15 protein-coding genes, 1 other RNA gene, 1 pseudogene and 2 riboswitches are annotated in these 15,154 nt (G+C 56.6%); of the genes and pseudogenes, 8 read left to right on the top strand and 9 right to left on the bottom strand.

The window, feature by feature from the left end:
* Nucleotides 1-35 precede the first annotated feature (35 nt).
* From fabF to hscA, 6 genes are all read left to right on the top strand, one after another.
* Nucleotides 36-1,283 (top strand): beta-ketoacyl-ACP synthase II, encoded by a 1,248-nt coding sequence (gene fabF / locus ELB75_RS11375; protein ID WP_126983994.1) that lies wholly within the window; start codon nucleotides 36-38, stop codon nucleotides 1,281-1,283.
* 97 nt (nucleotides 1,284-1,380) lie between these two features.
* Complete coding sequence (locus ELB75_RS11370) at nucleotides 1,381-2,361, top strand: NAD(P)H-dependent glycerol-3-phosphate dehydrogenase (protein WP_126983993.1); 981 nt, start codon at nucleotides 1,381-1,383, stop codon at nucleotides 2,359-2,361.
* A 158-nt stretch (nucleotides 2,362-2,519) separates the two neighbouring features.
* Nucleotides 2,520-2,855 carry a hypothetical protein gene (locus ELB75_RS11365; RefSeq protein WP_126983992.1) on the top strand — a complete coding sequence of 112 codons (336 nt, stop codon included), beginning with the start codon at nucleotides 2,520-2,522 and terminating at the stop codon, nucleotides 2,853-2,855.
* Nucleotides 2,852-3,148 (top strand): cell division protein ZapA, encoded by a 297-nt coding sequence (locus ELB75_RS11360; protein ID WP_126983991.1) that lies wholly within the window; start codon nucleotides 2,852-2,854, stop codon nucleotides 3,146-3,148. Before ELB75_RS11365 ends, ELB75_RS11360 begins: the two co-directional genes overlap by 4 nt.
* A gap of 17 nt (nucleotides 3,149-3,165) precedes the next feature.
* Nucleotides 3,166-3,344, top strand: a non-coding RNA gene (ssrS, locus tag ELB75_RS11355) — 6S RNA.
* Between the two features lie 167 nt (nucleotides 3,345-3,511).
* Nucleotides 3,512-5,371, top strand: coding sequence for a Fe-S protein assembly chaperone HscA (gene hscA, locus ELB75_RS11350; protein WP_126983990.1), 1,860 nt, complete (start codon nucleotides 3,512-3,514; stop codon nucleotides 5,369-5,371).
* Here the strand turns inward: hscA and ELB75_RS12565 are convergent.
* The 6 genes from ELB75_RS12565 to gcvT form a co-directional block, all read right to left on the bottom strand.
* Nucleotides 5,347-5,502, bottom strand: coding sequence for a hypothetical protein (locus ELB75_RS12565; RefSeq protein ID WP_164726897.1), 156 nt, complete (start codon nucleotides 5,500-5,502; stop codon nucleotides 5,347-5,349). The genes hscA and ELB75_RS12565 overlap by 25 nt on opposite strands.
* 46 nt (nucleotides 5,503-5,548) lie before the next feature.
* Nucleotides 5,549-6,127, bottom strand: coding sequence for a hypothetical protein (locus ELB75_RS11345; RefSeq protein ID WP_126983989.1), 579 nt, complete (start codon nucleotides 6,125-6,127; stop codon nucleotides 5,549-5,551).
* A gap of 285 nt (nucleotides 6,128-6,412) precedes the next feature.
* Entirely contained in the window at nucleotides 6,413-7,033 is a 621-nt protein-coding gene (locus tag ELB75_RS11340; protein WP_126983988.1) for a GDSL-type esterase/lipase family protein, read from the bottom strand.
* Between the two features lie 100 nt (nucleotides 7,034-7,133).
* Nucleotides 7,134-7,520 (bottom strand): glycine cleavage system protein GcvH, encoded by a 387-nt coding sequence (gcvH, locus tag ELB75_RS11335; protein ID WP_126983987.1) that lies wholly within the window; start codon nucleotides 7,518-7,520, stop codon nucleotides 7,134-7,136.
* 80 nt (nucleotides 7,521-7,600) lie between these two features.
* Nucleotides 7,601-7,978 (bottom strand): hypothetical protein, encoded by a 378-nt coding sequence (locus ELB75_RS11330; RefSeq protein WP_126983986.1) that lies wholly within the window; start codon nucleotides 7,976-7,978, stop codon nucleotides 7,601-7,603.
* A gap of 257 nt (nucleotides 7,979-8,235) precedes the next feature.
* Nucleotides 8,236-9,336: a glycine cleavage system aminomethyltransferase GcvT gene (gene gcvT / locus ELB75_RS11325; RefSeq protein ID WP_126983985.1), complete on the bottom strand. Its 1,101-nt coding sequence runs from the start codon at nucleotides 9,334-9,336 to the stop codon at nucleotides 8,236-8,238.
* A 30-nt stretch (nucleotides 9,337-9,366) separates the two neighbouring features.
* A riboswitch (glycine riboswitch) is annotated at nucleotides 9,367-9,460 on the bottom strand.
* Nucleotides 9,461-9,493: 33 nt separating this feature from the next.
* A riboswitch (glycine riboswitch) is annotated at nucleotides 9,494-9,585 on the bottom strand.
* A gap of 377 nt (nucleotides 9,586-9,962) precedes the next feature.
* On the opposite strand from gcvT, the gene ELB75_RS11320 reads away from it, so the two are divergent.
* Nucleotides 9,963-10,448 (top strand): Lrp/AsnC family transcriptional regulator, encoded by a 486-nt coding sequence (locus tag ELB75_RS11320; RefSeq protein WP_126983984.1) that lies wholly within the window; start codon nucleotides 9,963-9,965, stop codon nucleotides 10,446-10,448.
* Between the two features lie 83 nt (nucleotides 10,449-10,531).
* Here the strand turns inward: ELB75_RS11320 and ELB75_RS13300 are convergent.
* The 3 genes and pseudogenes from ELB75_RS13300 to nrdG form a co-directional block, all read right to left on the bottom strand.
* A pseudogene (locus ELB75_RS13300) lies at nucleotides 10,532-10,641 on the bottom strand (IS5/IS1182 family transposase); the annotation flags it as partial.
* A 244-nt stretch (nucleotides 10,642-10,885) separates the two neighbouring features.
* Nucleotides 10,886-12,688, bottom strand: a complete 1,803-nt coding sequence (nrdD, locus tag ELB75_RS11310) for an anaerobic ribonucleoside-triphosphate reductase (RefSeq protein WP_126983982.1) — start codon at nucleotides 12,686-12,688, stop codon at nucleotides 10,886-10,888.
* 59 nt (nucleotides 12,689-12,747) lie between these two features.
* Nucleotides 12,748-13,302 carry an anaerobic ribonucleoside-triphosphate reductase activating protein gene (gene nrdG / locus ELB75_RS11305; RefSeq protein ID WP_126983981.1) on the bottom strand — a complete coding sequence of 185 codons (555 nt, stop codon included), beginning with the start codon at nucleotides 13,300-13,302 and terminating at the stop codon, nucleotides 12,748-12,750.
* 589 nt (nucleotides 13,303-13,891) lie between these two features.
* Between nrdG and ELB75_RS11300 the strand changes: the two genes are divergently transcribed.
* The gene (locus tag ELB75_RS11300; RefSeq protein ID WP_126983980.1) at nucleotides 13,892-15,094 is read left to right on the top strand and encodes a hypothetical protein; all 1,203 of its coding nucleotides are present in this window, start codon (nucleotides 13,892-13,894) and stop codon (nucleotides 15,092-15,094) included.
* The last annotated feature ends 60 nt before the right edge of the window (nucleotides 15,095-15,154 follow it).

Genomic DNA, 15,154 nt, shown 5'->3' with positions numbered 1-15,154 from the left:
CGCTTTCGGGCAGGCCGAAGGATAGATAAACAATCATGAGTCAGAGAAGAGTGGTGGTAACCGGGCTGGGGCAGATTTCCCCGGTGGGCAACAATGTGGCCGATGCCTGGCAAAACCTGTTGGCCGGCGTGAGCGGTATCGGACGGATTACCCGTTTTGACGCGGGCGAACTGAGCGCCCAAATTGCCGGCGAAGTGAAAGATTTCCAAATCGGCGATTACATTAGCGCCAAAGAAGCGCGCCGCATGGACACCTTCATCCACTACGGCGTTGCCGCTGCCTTGCAGGCCGTGGCCGACGCCGGGCTGGACGACTATCCCGCCCTAGATAAAACCCGCGTGGGCGTGAACATCGGTTCCGGCATCGGCGGCCTGCCTTCCATTGAGGAAACCGGCATCGTGGTGCACGAAAACGGCCCGCGCCGCATCAATCCCTTCTTTATCCCTGGCTCGCTGATCAACCTGATTGCCGGCCACGTGACCATTCTTAAAGGCTACCAAGGCCCCAGCTACGGCATCGTGTCGGCCTGCACCACCGGCGCGCACTGCATCGGCGATGCCGCCCGCATGATTCAATACGGCGATGCCGACGTGATGGTGGCCGGCGGTGCGGAAAGCGCAGTGTGCGTGCTCGGCGTGGCCGGTTTTGCCGCGATGAAAGCGTTGTCTACCCGCAATGACGACCCCGCCACTGCCTCCCGCCCGTGGGACAAAGACCGCGACGGCTTCGTGATGGGCGAAGGAGCGGGCGTGCTGGTGTTGGAAGAATACGAACACGCCAAAAAACGCGGTGCGAAAATCTACGCCGAACTGGCCGGTTTCGGCATGAGCTCCGATGCGCACCACATTACCGCGCCCAATGCCGAAGGCCCCGCCTTGGCTGTGGCACGCGCCTTGAAAGACGCCGGCCTCAATCCGAGCGACATCGATTATGTGAACGCGCACGGCACGTCTACCCCGTTGGGCGATGCCAACGAAACCACCGCGCTGAAACTTGCCTTCGGCGAGCACGCCAAAAAGCTGGTGGTCAACTCCACCAAATCCATGACCGGCCACCTGCTCGGCGGTGCCGGTGGCGTGGAAGCCGTGTATTCCGTGTTGGCGCTGCACCACCAAAAATCACCGCCCACCATCAATATCTTCGAGCAAGACGTTGAAGGCGGCTGCGATTTGGATTACTGCGCCAACGAAGCCCGCGACCTGCCCATCCGTGCCGCCATTTCCAACTCATTCGGCTTCGGCGGCACCAACGGCACGCTGGCGTTCAAACGCTTTGACGGCTGATTGAAAAGCAGGAATCAAATGTATAGGAAGGCTACCTGAAACCCGTTTGCCGTTTTCAGGTAGCCTTTATCGCAAGCAACCAACACAGGAGCACACCATGCAAATCTGCATCATCGGCGCCGGCGCTTGGGGCACGGCACTGGCCATCCACTTTGCCCAAAACGGCCAGCAAGTTTGCCTGTGGACACGCAATGCCGAACATGCCGCCGCCATGCGTGCCGAGCGCATCAACTCAGGCTACCTGAAAGATTTCCCTTTCCCCGACCGACTGGCCGTGGCCGACACGCCGCCGCCCAAGCCCGAGCTCGTCATCATCGCCACGCCCACCGCCGGCCTGCGCGGCAGCCTGCAAACCCTGCGGCAATGGGGCTGGGGCGATATTCCCGTGCTCACCGCCTGCAAAGGTTTCGAGCAGGGCAGCGGCCTGCTGCCGCACCAGGTGGCCCGCGAAGAGCTGCCGGACAACCCGCGCATCGGCATCCTGTCCGGCCCCAGCTTCGCCCAAGAATTGGCGCAACAGCTGCCCTGCGCCGTTACCCTCGCTTCCGACAACACAGCCTGGATTGAACCGCTCGCCGCCGCGCTCAGCTCCGCCGTGCTGCGCCTGTATGCCAACGACGATATGGTGGGCGTGGGCGTGGGCGGGGCGGTGAAAAACGTGATGGCCATCGCAGTGGGCATCGCCGACGGCCTGCAATACGGCCTCAACGCCCGCGCCGCCCTGATGACGCGCGGCCTGGCCGAAATCAACCGCCTGGCGCTGGCCTTGGGCGCAAAGCAAACCACCCTGATGGGCTTGGCCGGGATGGGCGACCTCATCCTCACCTGCACCGGCTCGCTCTCGCGCAACCGACAAGTTGGCCTCAAGCTGGCCGAGGGCAAACCGCTGCCCGTGATTTTGTCCGAACTCGGCCATGTGGCCGAAGGCGTGTACACCATCCGCGAAGCGGGCGCACAAGCGGCCAAACTCGGCATCGAAATGCCGATTACGCGTATCCTGAACGAGCTCCTAGACGGCCGTGTTGATGTGAATGATGTGGCCGAGCGGCTGATGCTGCGTGAAATCCGCAGCGAATAATCGCCGTTTAGCCTATCTTATCATCGTAATGCGGGCGGATTTAAGGAAGGTATTTAATTATAAATTTTCCCGGTGCTTGTTCCGTATGGCGCAAGTTTCAGTATAATGCGGCCAGGTTGCCGCTTCTGGCGGCCAGAGATTCAGCAAGAGACAGATTCATGAATAATCAACTCGAACATTTGCAAAACTCCATCGAAACGCTGGTGACCCGTTACCAGGCCGCTGTACGTGAAAAGCAGGCGCTGAGCAAAAAAATCAGCGAGATGGATGCCGCATGGCAGAAACAACGCCATGACCACCGCGCTACCGTGGACGGTTTGCAACTGGCCTACAGCGAAAGGATGTCGCGTATGGAACGCGAGCTCAGCGGCCAGATTGAAGCCTTGCAGCAAGAAAATGCCGTTTACCGTAAACTGTTGGAACAAAGTGCCGCCGATATCCGCGCCTTGCTCCAACGCTTGCCCGTGCCCGCCGCCAAGGAGCAGGTCGTATGAGTATCGAACAAGTCAATGTAGACATATTGGGCCGCCAGTTCAATATCGGCACGCCCAACAGCGAGAAAGCAACCCTGCTGCAGGCGGTGCATATGCTGAACCAGAAAATCGGCGTCATCCAATCTTCCGGCCGGATTGTGGAAACCGACAAAATCGTGATTATGGCCGCGCTGAACCTCACCCACGACCTGCTTAAAATGAGCGCGAAAGACGGTTTGGCAATCGGTGAAATTGAGCGTAGAATAAGTGCCATGATAGAAAGTTGCGATAAAGCACTTGATTTGGAAAAATAAACCGATTATTCTTCTTTATAACCCTGCGGTGTTTGTGAAGGCACACTATTCCTTTGAACCAATAATTTCGCTTCAGGCTGCAGATTGAGTGGTGGGCGTGCGCGTCCCTGGTGGACGTACCCGAAACTGCCGGAAGTGGCCAACCTTGATTCAAGGTTCAAGCGAATCGAGCCGAAGCGGCATTCGCGGGGTTACCCATACTAAAAGCCGGTATCTTAAGATGCCGGCTTTTGCGTTGGCTGCAAGATTTTTAGGTAGCCTCTATTCCGCTTGAGGCTACCTGAAAACTTAATTCCGACCGAAGCACTCGGCCAATATGTTAAAATAGCCGCCAATTCCACACCTAAACACACACCAACCACCATGGCACTCCTACAAATCGCCGAGCCCGGCCTCTCTGCCGCCCCGCACCAACACCGCCTAGCCGTCGGCATCGACTTGGGCACCACCAACAGCCTGGTTGCCACCGTGAAAAGCGGCCATGCCGCCTGCCTGCCCGATGAAGAAGGCCGCTTCCTGCTGCCTTCAGTGGTGCGCTACGGCGCCGACGGGCAAATCATCACCGGCCAGGCCGCCCTGCAAAGCCAAACCGCCGACCCGGCCAACACCGTCAGCTCCGCCAAACGCCTGATCGGCCGCAAATTGGAAGACATCGATACCAGCCACCTGCCCTACCGTTTCGGCCAATCCGACCAACTAATCGACCTGCAGACCCGCCAAGGCGCGAAAACGCCGATCGACGTATCCGCCGACATCCTGCGCACACTCAAAGCCCGTGCCGAGCAGAGCCTTGGCGGCGAACTGGTGGGCGCGGTCATCACCGTGCCGGCCTATTTTGACGATGCCCAGCGCCAGGCCACCAAAGATGCCGCCCGCCTGGCCGGGCTGAACGTACTGCGCCTGCTCAACGAGCCCACCGCCGCCGCCATCGCCTACGGGCTGGATAATGCCGCCGAAGGCACATTCGTGGTGTACGACCTCGGCGGCGGCACGTTTGACGTATCCGTGTTGCAGCTTTCCAAAGGCCTGTTCGAAGTGAAGGCCACCGGCGGCAATTCCGCGCTCGGCGGCGACGATTTCGACCACCGCGTGCTGTGCCACCTGATTGAAGCCAACCGCCTCTCCATCACCAACGCCCAAGACAGCCGCCTGCTGCTCAGCCTGGTGCGCCAAGCCAAAGAAGAGCTCAGCAGGCTACCTGAAAGCCGTATCCAAGCGGTGCTAAGCGACGGCACGCAAATCGACACCACCCTGACCCGCACCCAATTCCACGCCCTCACCCAGCATCTCGTGGCGCAAACCCTTGTGCCGGTGAAACAGGCATTGAAAGATGCCGGCATCAGCAAAGGCGATATCGGCGGCGTAATTATGGTGGGCGGCGCCACCCGCATGCTGCATGTGCAACAGGCCGTGGCCAATTTCTTCGGCCAAACCCCGCTCACCAACCTAGACCCCGACCAAGTGGTCGCGCTCGGTGCCGCCATGCAGGCCGACGTGCTGGCCGGCAACAAGCGCGACAACGACTGGCTATTGCTCGACGTTACCCCCCTCTCGCTCGGCCTCGAAACCTACGGCGGGCTGGCTGAAAAAATCATCCCGCGCAACAGCACCCTGCCCACCGCCCGCGCCCAAGAATTCACCACCTTCAAAGACGGCCAAACCGCCATGACCATCCACGTGGTGCAGGGCGAGCGCGAACTGGTGGCCGACTGCCGCAGCCTCGCCAAATTCACCCTGCGCGGCATACCGCCGATGGTGGCCGGTGCCGCCCGCATCCGCGTAACCTTCCAAATCGATGCCGACGGCCTGCTTTCCGTGTCCGCCCGCGAGCAAACCACCGGCGTGCAGGCGCAAATCGAAGTGAAACCCTCCTACGGCCTCGACGACGAAACCATCACTAAAATGTTGTCCGACAGCATCAGCCACGCCGGAGGCGATGCCGCCGCCCGCGCCCGTGCCGAAGCCGTGGTGGAAGCCGAAAGCCTGATTGATGCAGTGGAGGCCGCGCTGGAGCTGGATGGCGACCTGCTCGATGAGAGCAGCCTTGCCGCTATCCGCGCCCAAATCTCCACCCTGCAAAGCCTGCTCCCCGAAGCCGAAGCCAACCCCATCCGCAACGCCACCGCCGCCCTTGCCGCCGGCACCGACGATTTTGCCGCCAAACGCATGGACCGCAACATCCAGCGCGCCCTCACCGGTCAGCGGGTGGAAGATATGGCGTGATAGGCCAGAGTTTGATAAAGGCTACCTGAAAGCGCAGCTTCAACGAAGTTAAAACGAGGTTTCCGAAGGAGGATGAGTTTCTGCGGGGCGGACGAGGCTTCGGCGGGGCTGAAATGTGGATGACGTGCCAAAGCACGGGTGGCTGAAGCCCCTATTTCCCCTGTTCAATGAGTGCCGTCAGGCGCAGATACGGCGTTTCAATTCGTTCAATACCAGCGTTTCGCGGATTTCCTGTTCAAGCAGGATGCCGTCGTCCGGCTGCTGCGCCATACGCGACAAATCCAGCTCGATTTCCTGCCCGGATTGGGTATAGATTGCCACGCCGACTTTCACGGGAATGAAAACCGGGGCATTGTACGCCCGGTATTTGCCGGTATCTGCCAAATACCGGTTAATATTCAAACGATCTTGGTAGAAATAGGCAACGCGCCGGATTTCCGAATATTTCAGGCTGCCCGTGCAGGGGAAGATGTGAAAATGAATACCTGTGCCGTCCAGCCGCAAAAATTCAGGCTGCCCCGTGTGCCAGCGGCGGTATTGCCGCCATTTGCGGTAGGGCAGGTTGGGCGAGAAAAACAGCCAGGCAGACAGCGCGGCGCCGGAAAAAATATACATGGTGCCGTCCATCAGCCTGCCGAGCCATGCGGTAAGGATGCCGCCAATCAGGATAAAGGCGGCGATAAAGGCGAAAATCAATGTACCGACAAGCGGGTGGCGCATCGGTTGGAATACCCATTCTTGTGTTTCGGGTGTCATGTTTGTGTATCCGTTCGGCTGGGTTGGCGGATTGGACGGGCTTGTTTGCCAACGCCGTATCATTGCAATTCCGACTCACTTATTGCCTGCGGCACAATGTGGGTTAGAAGCGGCGCGGCCGTTTGGCTGTAGCCCGTTTTAGCTCCGCAGAAACTCGGCTTCCTTCGGAAGCCTCGTTTTCAGGTAGCCTTCAGCGCGGCGGGCAGCTAAACCCGCACAGCCTACCGGCATCAGACAGCCTTTGCGCCTGATGCTTTTGTTTTTCAGGTAGCCTCAATGGCGGTTTCAAGCCAACCCTTGTTCTTCCAAAAACGCTTTCAGTAATTCGGCAAATTTGCGGTAGCCCTCGGCGTTGGCATGGATTTGGTCGGACTTCAAATCCTTATCGCCGAGAATTTCCGACCAAGCGCCGCTCAGCAAGGGGATTTGGTATTGCTCGGCTATTTCTTGGTAGAGCGGGTGGTCGCTGAGTTTGCCGAACAGTGCGCCCACGGTGAAATGGGGGATGGCCACCAGTACGGCAGGAATGTTGGCGGCCTGCACGGTTTGGATGATTTTGCCGATGTTGGTGCGGGTGGTGCTTTCTGGCAGTTTGCGCAGGAAGTCATTGCCGCCGATGCTGATGATGACGAGCTTGGGCTGTTGCCGCATCAGCCCGGGCAGGCGGGCAAGGGCGTCGGCGGTGGTGTCGCCGGATACGCCGCCGTTGATGACTTCCCAGCCGGTGAGCCCGGCCAGCTGCACGGGATAGGCAGCAGCGGGGGCGGCACCGTAGCCATAGGTGAGGGAATCGCCTAAGGCGAGCACGGTGCTGCCTTTGGGGAGGGCTTGAGCACGGTTGCGGCGTTTGCCGCAGGCGGCCAGGGCGAGGATGGCGCTGCTGATGAGAAATTGTCGTCTGTTCATGGATGGGTGGGGTTCAGGTAGCCTTTGGGCAAACCTGCTGTGTGGGCGGAAATGGAAACAGCCTGAAAGCGTTGCGGCTTTCAGGCTGTTGGTTGGCGGATTAGGCGATTTCGGCAGCGTATTGCTCGGCGTTCATCAGACCGTCTAAGTCGGCAGGGTTGGCCGGCTTGATGCGGAAGAACCAGCCTTCGCCGTAGGGATCGCTGTTGACGGTTTCGGGCGCATCGGGCAGGCCTTCGTTTATGGCCACAACTTCGCCGGCAATCGGGGCGTACACATCGGAAGCGGCTTTCACCGATTCCACTACGCCGGCTTGGTCTTCGGCGGCGAGCGAGGCGCCTACTTCGGGCAGTTCAACGAATACGATGTCGCCCAAAAGCTCTTGTGCGTGGTGGGTTACGCCCACGGTCACGCTACCGTCGGCTTCGGCGCGCAGCCATTCGTGGCTGGAAACGTATTTGAGTTCGGCGGGAATGTTGTTGCTCATGGTTTTTCTCCGTAGGGTGGATAAATCATTCAAAATTGAAAATTATACACAGAGGATGGTTCTACATCTTAGTAGCTTGGTTATCTGCAAATGTTTCTCCCCCACCAATCTCCTTTTGGAACGGCTATTATTACAGAACCGTTTCTAATTAGTAAACCATCAGTTTCATAACCAACATAAGCACCAAATGAGTTTTTGGCATTGTAAGTTACACATACTAAATAACCAAACTGGGCTCCATTAATCCTATCCCCAAGCCAAGTTTTCCTTGGAGATGAGATGGATCTATATTTGACGCTATCTGGGTCTTTTAGGGCTGTAGCATAATAATCTTTTACTATAGCTTCATGATTATTAGGGAATTGACCGTAATCAGCAGAGGCAATTTCTTGTTCGCTTGGGAGAGAAACACAACCCACCAAGATAGTTGAACATATCAATAGTAATAATTTTTTCACTTTTATTCCAATCTTATTTTTTCAAAGGATTATGTTATGCCTTGATAAGCAAACTTTTTACATTATACAGAATTTAATTGTTCAAGATTTGAGTAAACACAAATAGAGTATTTTCAAATTTCACAAAACCTTTACAGGCACAAAAAATTTTCTAGTTAGTTGTGATTAGTTGTTACCATCTGCTAGGTTGAAGTTCTATTTTCAGGTAGCCTGCGTGCCCGATTGATGCAACAGGCTACCTGAAAACCTAAACGCGTTTAATCAAACTGCTTCTGGCCATTGCGCACGAAGGGCAGTTTCAATACGCGCACATCCACTTCTTTGCCACGAATCACTACTTTGGCGGTATCGCCTTCAAAGGCTTTGGGCACGCGGGCGATGGCGATGGACTGCTTGAGGCTGGGCGAGAACACGCCGCTGGTGGTGATGCCTTTGCCTTCGGGGGTGATCACTTCCATGTGCTCGCGCAGCACGCCGCCTTTGGCCAAGAGCAGGCCGACCTGCTTCACGCTCACGCCTTTTTCCTTCAAGGCCACCAGCGCGGCTTTGCCGACGAAATCGCGGGATTCGTCTTTCAAATCCACTGTCCAGGCCATGCCGGCTTCGAGCGGGCTCACGTCGTCGTCCATGTCGTTGCCGTAGAGGTTCATGCCGGCTTCCATGCGCAGGGTGTCGCGCGCGCCGAGGCCGCAGGGTTTCACGCCGGCCTGTTGTAATGCTTTGAAGAAGGCTCCGGCTTCGCTGCCGGGCAGAATCACTTCCACACCGTCTTCGCCGGTGTAGCCGGTGCGGGCGACGAACCAGTCGTTGCCCAAATCCGCGCCCTGGAAGGGCTTGAGGTTGTTTACGGTGTCGGCCCATTCGGGCTTCACGGTGAGCAGCTTGGCAATGGCTTTGGGGCCTTGCACGGCGAGCATGGCCAAATCGTAGCGTGGGGTGAGCTTGATGCCGAATTCGGCGCCGATTTTTTGGAACTGGGCGGAGTCTTTTTCGCGGGTGGCGCCGTTGGATACGATGCGGTAGCGGGTTTCGTCTTCGCTCACGCGGTACACGATAAGGTCGTCAATCACGCCGCCTTTGTCGTTGAGCATGGCGGAATAGAGGGCTTTGCCCACGAAGCCGAGCTTGGCCACGTCGTTGGCCAAAAGTTTGCGGAAGAAGGCTTTGGCTTTTTCGCCGGCCACGTCGGTAACCAGCATGTGCGACACGTCGAACATGCCGGCGTCGGTGCGCACGGCTTCGTGTTCGGCAATCTGCGAACCGTAGTGGATGGGCAGCTCCCAGCCGGCGAAATCAACCAGCTTGGCGCCTGCGTCTTGGTGGGCTTGGTGAAAGGGGGTGGTTTTGATGGCGGACATGAGGATCTCCTGTGGGGCGAAAATGGGGAAGCCTCCCTATCTGTCCCGGGTACCTGAGATTTTCGGCAGATGATGCCTTATATCCTTCGGTGGGCGCGCCGCGCCGCTCTCCAGATGAGGCCGTTTCAGAAGCCGCTCGGGCAATTGATAACAATGAAACGGGCTTGCAGTCCTTTTACCTGAGCGATTTAAGGGAATTTGCGCCTTCGGTGCCATTGTTGTATTAATGGGCTCTCCTGCAAACGCCTTGATTATCGCCTGAAAGCGGGCATTCGGGCAAGATTTCTTGGCATTTTCAATCACATTTCCATGATTAGAATAGCAATTCTAGCTACATTATGCTTACACTATAACTAAACAGAAACACGAATGGTTTTGGAGTTTGGCTTGACACCCTTTTGGGGTTCAGGTCTGAAAGTGTCCGGCAAAGCTGGCGGACAGACGGTATATTCCGCTATTGGTAAGAAATATGGCGGATTATTTCAAGGCGTTTCCCATATAATACTGCCCGGAGATACATAGTGTAGTTTAATGGTTGGCCACAAGCCTCCATAAGCGCCGTTTGGCTGCCAGCTCACCGGCGTGCAGCACATCTCTAACCCAGTAGTATGATTGGATACCGAATCATGACAACCACTGTTTCGCTTGACAAAATCGACCTGAAAATCCTTCAGGCCCTGCAACACAACGGACGATTGAGCAACGTTGAACTGTCCGAACGCGTTGCCCTTTCCCCATCCCCCTGCCTGCGGCGGCTCAAGCAGCTGGAATCCAGCGGCATTATCCGCGGCTATGCTGCCTTAGTGCATCCTTCCACCGTGGCTCTCGGCTTGCAGGTGTTTATCCGCGTATCAGTGGATAAGAGCAACCATCTGCGCGACGGCTTTGCCGATTCCGTACGCGATTGGCCGCAGGTGCTGCGCTGCTTTGCACTCACCGGCGAAACCGACTATATGCTGCACGCTTTTTTCGCCGATATGGAAAGCTTCTCCCAATTTATCCTCGATACCCTCTTGGCACATCCCGGCGTGGTGGACGCGCGCTCCAGCTTTGTATTGCAAGAAGTGAAAAACTCCACCGTATTGCCGCTGGATCATTTGCAAACAGAATAGGGTTTTATTGCCAGATTATTGAATGATTGGGAAAAGTAAAATTTCAGGTAGCCTTTTGTATACGGGCACCTGATTTTTTTACGTATGTATAGTGAATTAAATTTAAACCAGTACAGCGTTGGCTCGCCTTGCCGTAACGTGTGTACTGTCTTCGGCTCGCCGCCTTGTCCTGATTTAAATTTAATCCACTATAAAGTTTCAGGTAGCCTGCAACAGCTAGGCTACCTGAAACTTTTCGGGGCGGGCTTTATAGCCGTTCACCCAAGCGCTGATATGGAGTTGGCCAGCTTTGCAAATTGATGGGCTATGGCAATACAGCCGCTTCCCTCTCCCCATAAAAAGGCACACCGCAAAGGCGGTGTGCTTGAAGTTTTCAGGTAGCCCGGAAATGGGAGGGGGAAAGGCTACCTGAAAGGGCAGGCTTTATTGCAAACGGCTTAGGCCACTTTGCGCCATTTCTGCTGCTGCTCGCGGTGGTAGTGCCGCAGCGCGTGTTCTTTGCGCCGTCCGCTACTAAAGGCGGATACGCGTTTCAGGTAGCCGATGACGCGGGTGCCGTAGTCGATGTCGTGCGAACCGCAGTCGGAACAGGCGTGCAGGGTACGTTTGTCGATATGGCCGCATTCGTTGCAGATGGTGATGCGCACGTTCACGCAGAAGTAGTTGCAGCCGGTTTGCGCGGCGATGTCCAAGAGCGAGCGGTAGCCGGATTCGGGCAGGGCTTCGTCGAGGTTCAGGTGCAGCGCGGAGCCGCCGTCGAGCCAGTCCACCAGTTCTTTGCCGTGCAGCAGGAATTTGTCGAGCGCGTTGATTTCTTCGTCTTCGACGACATAGAAATAGGAGTTGTAGCAGTCGCGGCTGACTTGGTAGCCGTCGGCTTTGTCCCATTTGGCGTTTTTCACGCCGAGGTTTTCGGCGGGGACGAACTCGGTGTTGAACTTCACGCCGTAATGTTTGCTGGCGGCTTGGTTGGCTTCGAATATGGTTTTCAGACGACCTTGAACGAAATTGATGTAGTCGTCGTTGTAGCCGACCTTGATGCCTTGCGATTCGGCGGCTTCCGCCATGCCGTTGATGCCGATGGTGAGGAACTGTTTGTCCAGCGTGATGAAACCTGCATCGTAAACGGGCAGCATTCCGGCAGCTTGGTATTCTTCCATCAGTTTGCGGTAGGCGTATTGGTATTTGTGGATTTTGGCCACTTCGGCGGCAAGGTCGCGCCCGTCTTGTTCCAATCGGTTCATGTTGATGGTAATGACGTTAATGGAACCGGTCGCCACGCCGCCCGCACCGAGGGTGTAGCTGAAGGTGCGGTCTTCAATGGCGTTGCGCAGGCGGCAGCAGGAAGCCAAGGAGTCGGGATTGTCGGAGAGATAGACGAAGAAGGAATTGCCTTCCGCCAACTCTTTCGCCATTTCGTCGGCAAACACGGTGTCTTTGCATTTGCCGCCGTCGGTCAGCATCGCAGCGGTAACGACGGGGAAGGTCAAAACGGCTTTGGTGCGCTCCTGATTGAACCATTTGAGGAAGAAGTTTTGCAGCTTCGCCACGCTCGCCCACACCGGTTTGCTGAAATCGGGAAAGACGAAATCGCCGAACATCGCGTCGAAATAGTATTGATCGTACACGGAAATATTCCAGAATACGCTCTGATAGCCGCGCGCGGCGGCGGGCTGGTTGATGCTGTACACCACCTGCTGCATGTGGTTGGCGATTTCGGCGGCGTGGGTGTCCAAATAATCATCGCCGTAGTCTTTGCGGGCAAAGTAGTCGAAATAAGTCAGAAATTCCACCGTCGCCACCGCGCCGGCAAACTGCGCGCTGATGGCGAACACCAGGTTGATAAACGAGCCGCAAAACGATGCCAAATGTTGCGGCGCTTTGGATTCGCCGCCGAGTTTGCTTAAGCCGTCGAGCAGGAAGGGATACAGCGTAACCGACACACAATAAGGCTTGAGGCTGGTTTCGTCATGCACATAAATCTCGTGCGCCTCAATCTGGCGGATGTATTCGTCGGCCACGGATTGGTCGAAAATTTCGGCGATTTTGCGCGACACCTGGGCGCGGTTGATCTGCACGAAAAAGTCTTTCATGATTTCCGCTTCCATCGTGGCGATGTTTTTCTGGGTAACGTTGGCGTTGGCGTCCATTTTCGAGCCGTCCGCCGCGTTTTGCGCGCTGATGTAGTCGTGCATGAATTGCAGTTTGCCGTTTAACTGTTCGGGATGCAGCCGAATCATGTTTACTCTCCTTTTGATGTGGATGGGATAGCGGGATTCCGCTATCGGGAAGGCCTACATTAGGCCGGCGGGGAAAACGCGCCCTCGGCGGCCGGTTGCGGGGCGGGCGCCAAGGGGATGATTTTGGGGCGGGCGGCGGGCGTGTCTTTCACAAACAGATGGTTCAGCATTTCGCCGCTGCGCAGGTCGATAAAGCGCTGGTTGGTGTGCGGGCTGTCGAGGCCGCCGAGCTCCATTTTCCAGCGGCCGGTTTTCAGATAAGTGAGCTGCGGGATGATGGCAATGGAGGCGCGCTCCAGCTCGTCTTGCTCCAGGCCGGTGTAGAGGCAGGTGTTCAGCCCGGCTTCGCGTACCTGCGCCAGCAGCGGCAGCAGTTTTTCAGGTAGCCACTCGCCGCCCATAAACAGCACGCAGCTAATCAGCCCGCGATAGCGTTCCAAGCGGCTTTGTAAGTATTCAGCAGTCAGTTCGGTGCCCAAGCTGCCCTTCCAGCTGTCGGCACTGTGGCAGCCTTGGCAGCGCAGCGGGCAGCCGGAAAACAGAAACGCCAGCGACACTTCGCCCGGCACTTCCTGCCAAACGATCTGCTCGCGGGTAAAATTCAGCGTTTCCATAGCCCTATCCTTAAAAATACAACATATAGTGCAAATAATATTTCTAAACACTATATGTTGTGGTGGATTGTCGTGCTTTACCGGGAAAAACGCAAGCGGCTGCGCCGTTAAATCGGGTTAATTGAGAGTGATTATTAAATGTGAGCCTGCGCGGGCAAGCTGGAGAGTCTTGTGCAGAACAAGGGGTTGCGGCCGACAATCATGCAATGAAAACAGATTTCCACCGCCCTGCTGCGGCTACAAAGTTTGACTTGGCTCAAAAGAGGCCGTACCGAAAAGGTTACCTGAAAAGGCCATCTAAAACCGCGGGCTCTTTTAGCAGAAACAAACACAGGCCAAAGCGGCACACGGCAAACTGTAAACGATATAAGCAGTATGGCAAAACTCAGCCGATGCCGTAGCATTTTTGGAGAAACTTCCATTACTTTGCCGAAATCCGTACTTTCAGGTAGCCTTCAAAGCATCAGCCAAATACACAAATCCGAGTAAAACGGTTGGAAAAGTTAACAGGATTAGGCATAATATCGCAAAATTTTGCACAGCTTCACTTTGGCAAAATTTCTCCCCCCAAAATAAAAGGAAACAACTTATGAAAAAACTCGCCCTGCTGCCGATTTTGGCCGCTTTATCCCTTCCTGCTTTCGCCGCCGAACGCTACCTCGCCGACCAGGCATCCACCCACAGCGAAGCCATCAAAGGCGAAGACCCCGCCGCGCAGCTGCTGTTCCAGCGCACCGTGCGCCTGGAAGAAGGCCAAAGCAACACCACCCCGCTGGATGTGAAGGCCGGCCAGGTATACACCGTTTTTGCCGACTGCTCCGTAAACTGCTCCAACATCAAATTCAGCGTTACCCAAGGCCGCACCGTCCTGTTCCGTAAAAACCGTGGCGACGGCTCCCGCTTCACCTGGCAGGCCGACCGCGACGGCCGCGTGGAGCTTAACACCACCATGGACGAATGCTCCCGCAACCGCTGCCGCTCCGCACTGCAAGTATTCAGCGGCGGCAAAGTAGGCAACAGCGACGACGAAGGCGCATCCTTGGAATCTGCCCAGAAACGGATCCGCGAAGCACAGCAGGATGCCGATGAAAAAGCCCGCGAACTGCCCCTGATCAGCGGCCAGCTTGCCGACAGCCAAAGCCGCAGCACGGAAGTCGAACTCACCGCCGGCAAGTATTACAGCGTGTTCGGCCGCTGCGACTCAGCCTGCGGCGACCTCGACCTCACCGTCAGCGCCAACGGTAAAACCATTGCCGCCGACACCGATAGCGACGACGTACCCCAGCTAACCTTCCGTGCCGAACAGGGCGGCCGTCATCAAATCAAGGCCAGCATGGAAGACTGTGACAACGACACCTGCGCCTATTCCGTACAGGTATTTGAAAGCAGCACCGACAACGACCCCTCCTTGCAGCGCGCCCAACGGAGCAACGTGGAAATCGTTAAAGACAAAGACCCGGCCGCCCGCGTCTTCCTCCTGCGCCAACAGCGCCTCGCCGCCGGCCAGAGCCACACCGAGCAGCTCGATCTCACCGCCGGCAAAGTCTATACCTTCTACGGCGACTGCGACGACAACTGCACCGACATCGACCTCATCGTGCGCCACAACGGCCGCGTGGTGAAACAAGACGTGATGGGCGACAGCGTGCCCTTGTTCAGCTACCGCGCCCCGCGCAGCGGCCGCTACAGCGTCACCCTGCCGATGAAAACATGCTCCACCGCCACCTGCGCCGCCAGCATCCACATCTTTGAAGGCACCAAAATGGTGTACAGCAACAATGGCCGCCGCTAATTAAGCTGTGCGCAACCAGACAAAGGCTACCTGAAATTTCAGGTAGCCTTTTTGTGTAAA

The organism is Eikenella corrodens (genome assembly GCF_003990355.1).
Lineage (GTDB): Bacteria > Pseudomonadota > Gammaproteobacteria > Burkholderiales > Neisseriaceae > Eikenella > Eikenella corrodens_B.
This window is presented reverse-complemented; position numbering and strand designations above follow the sequence as displayed.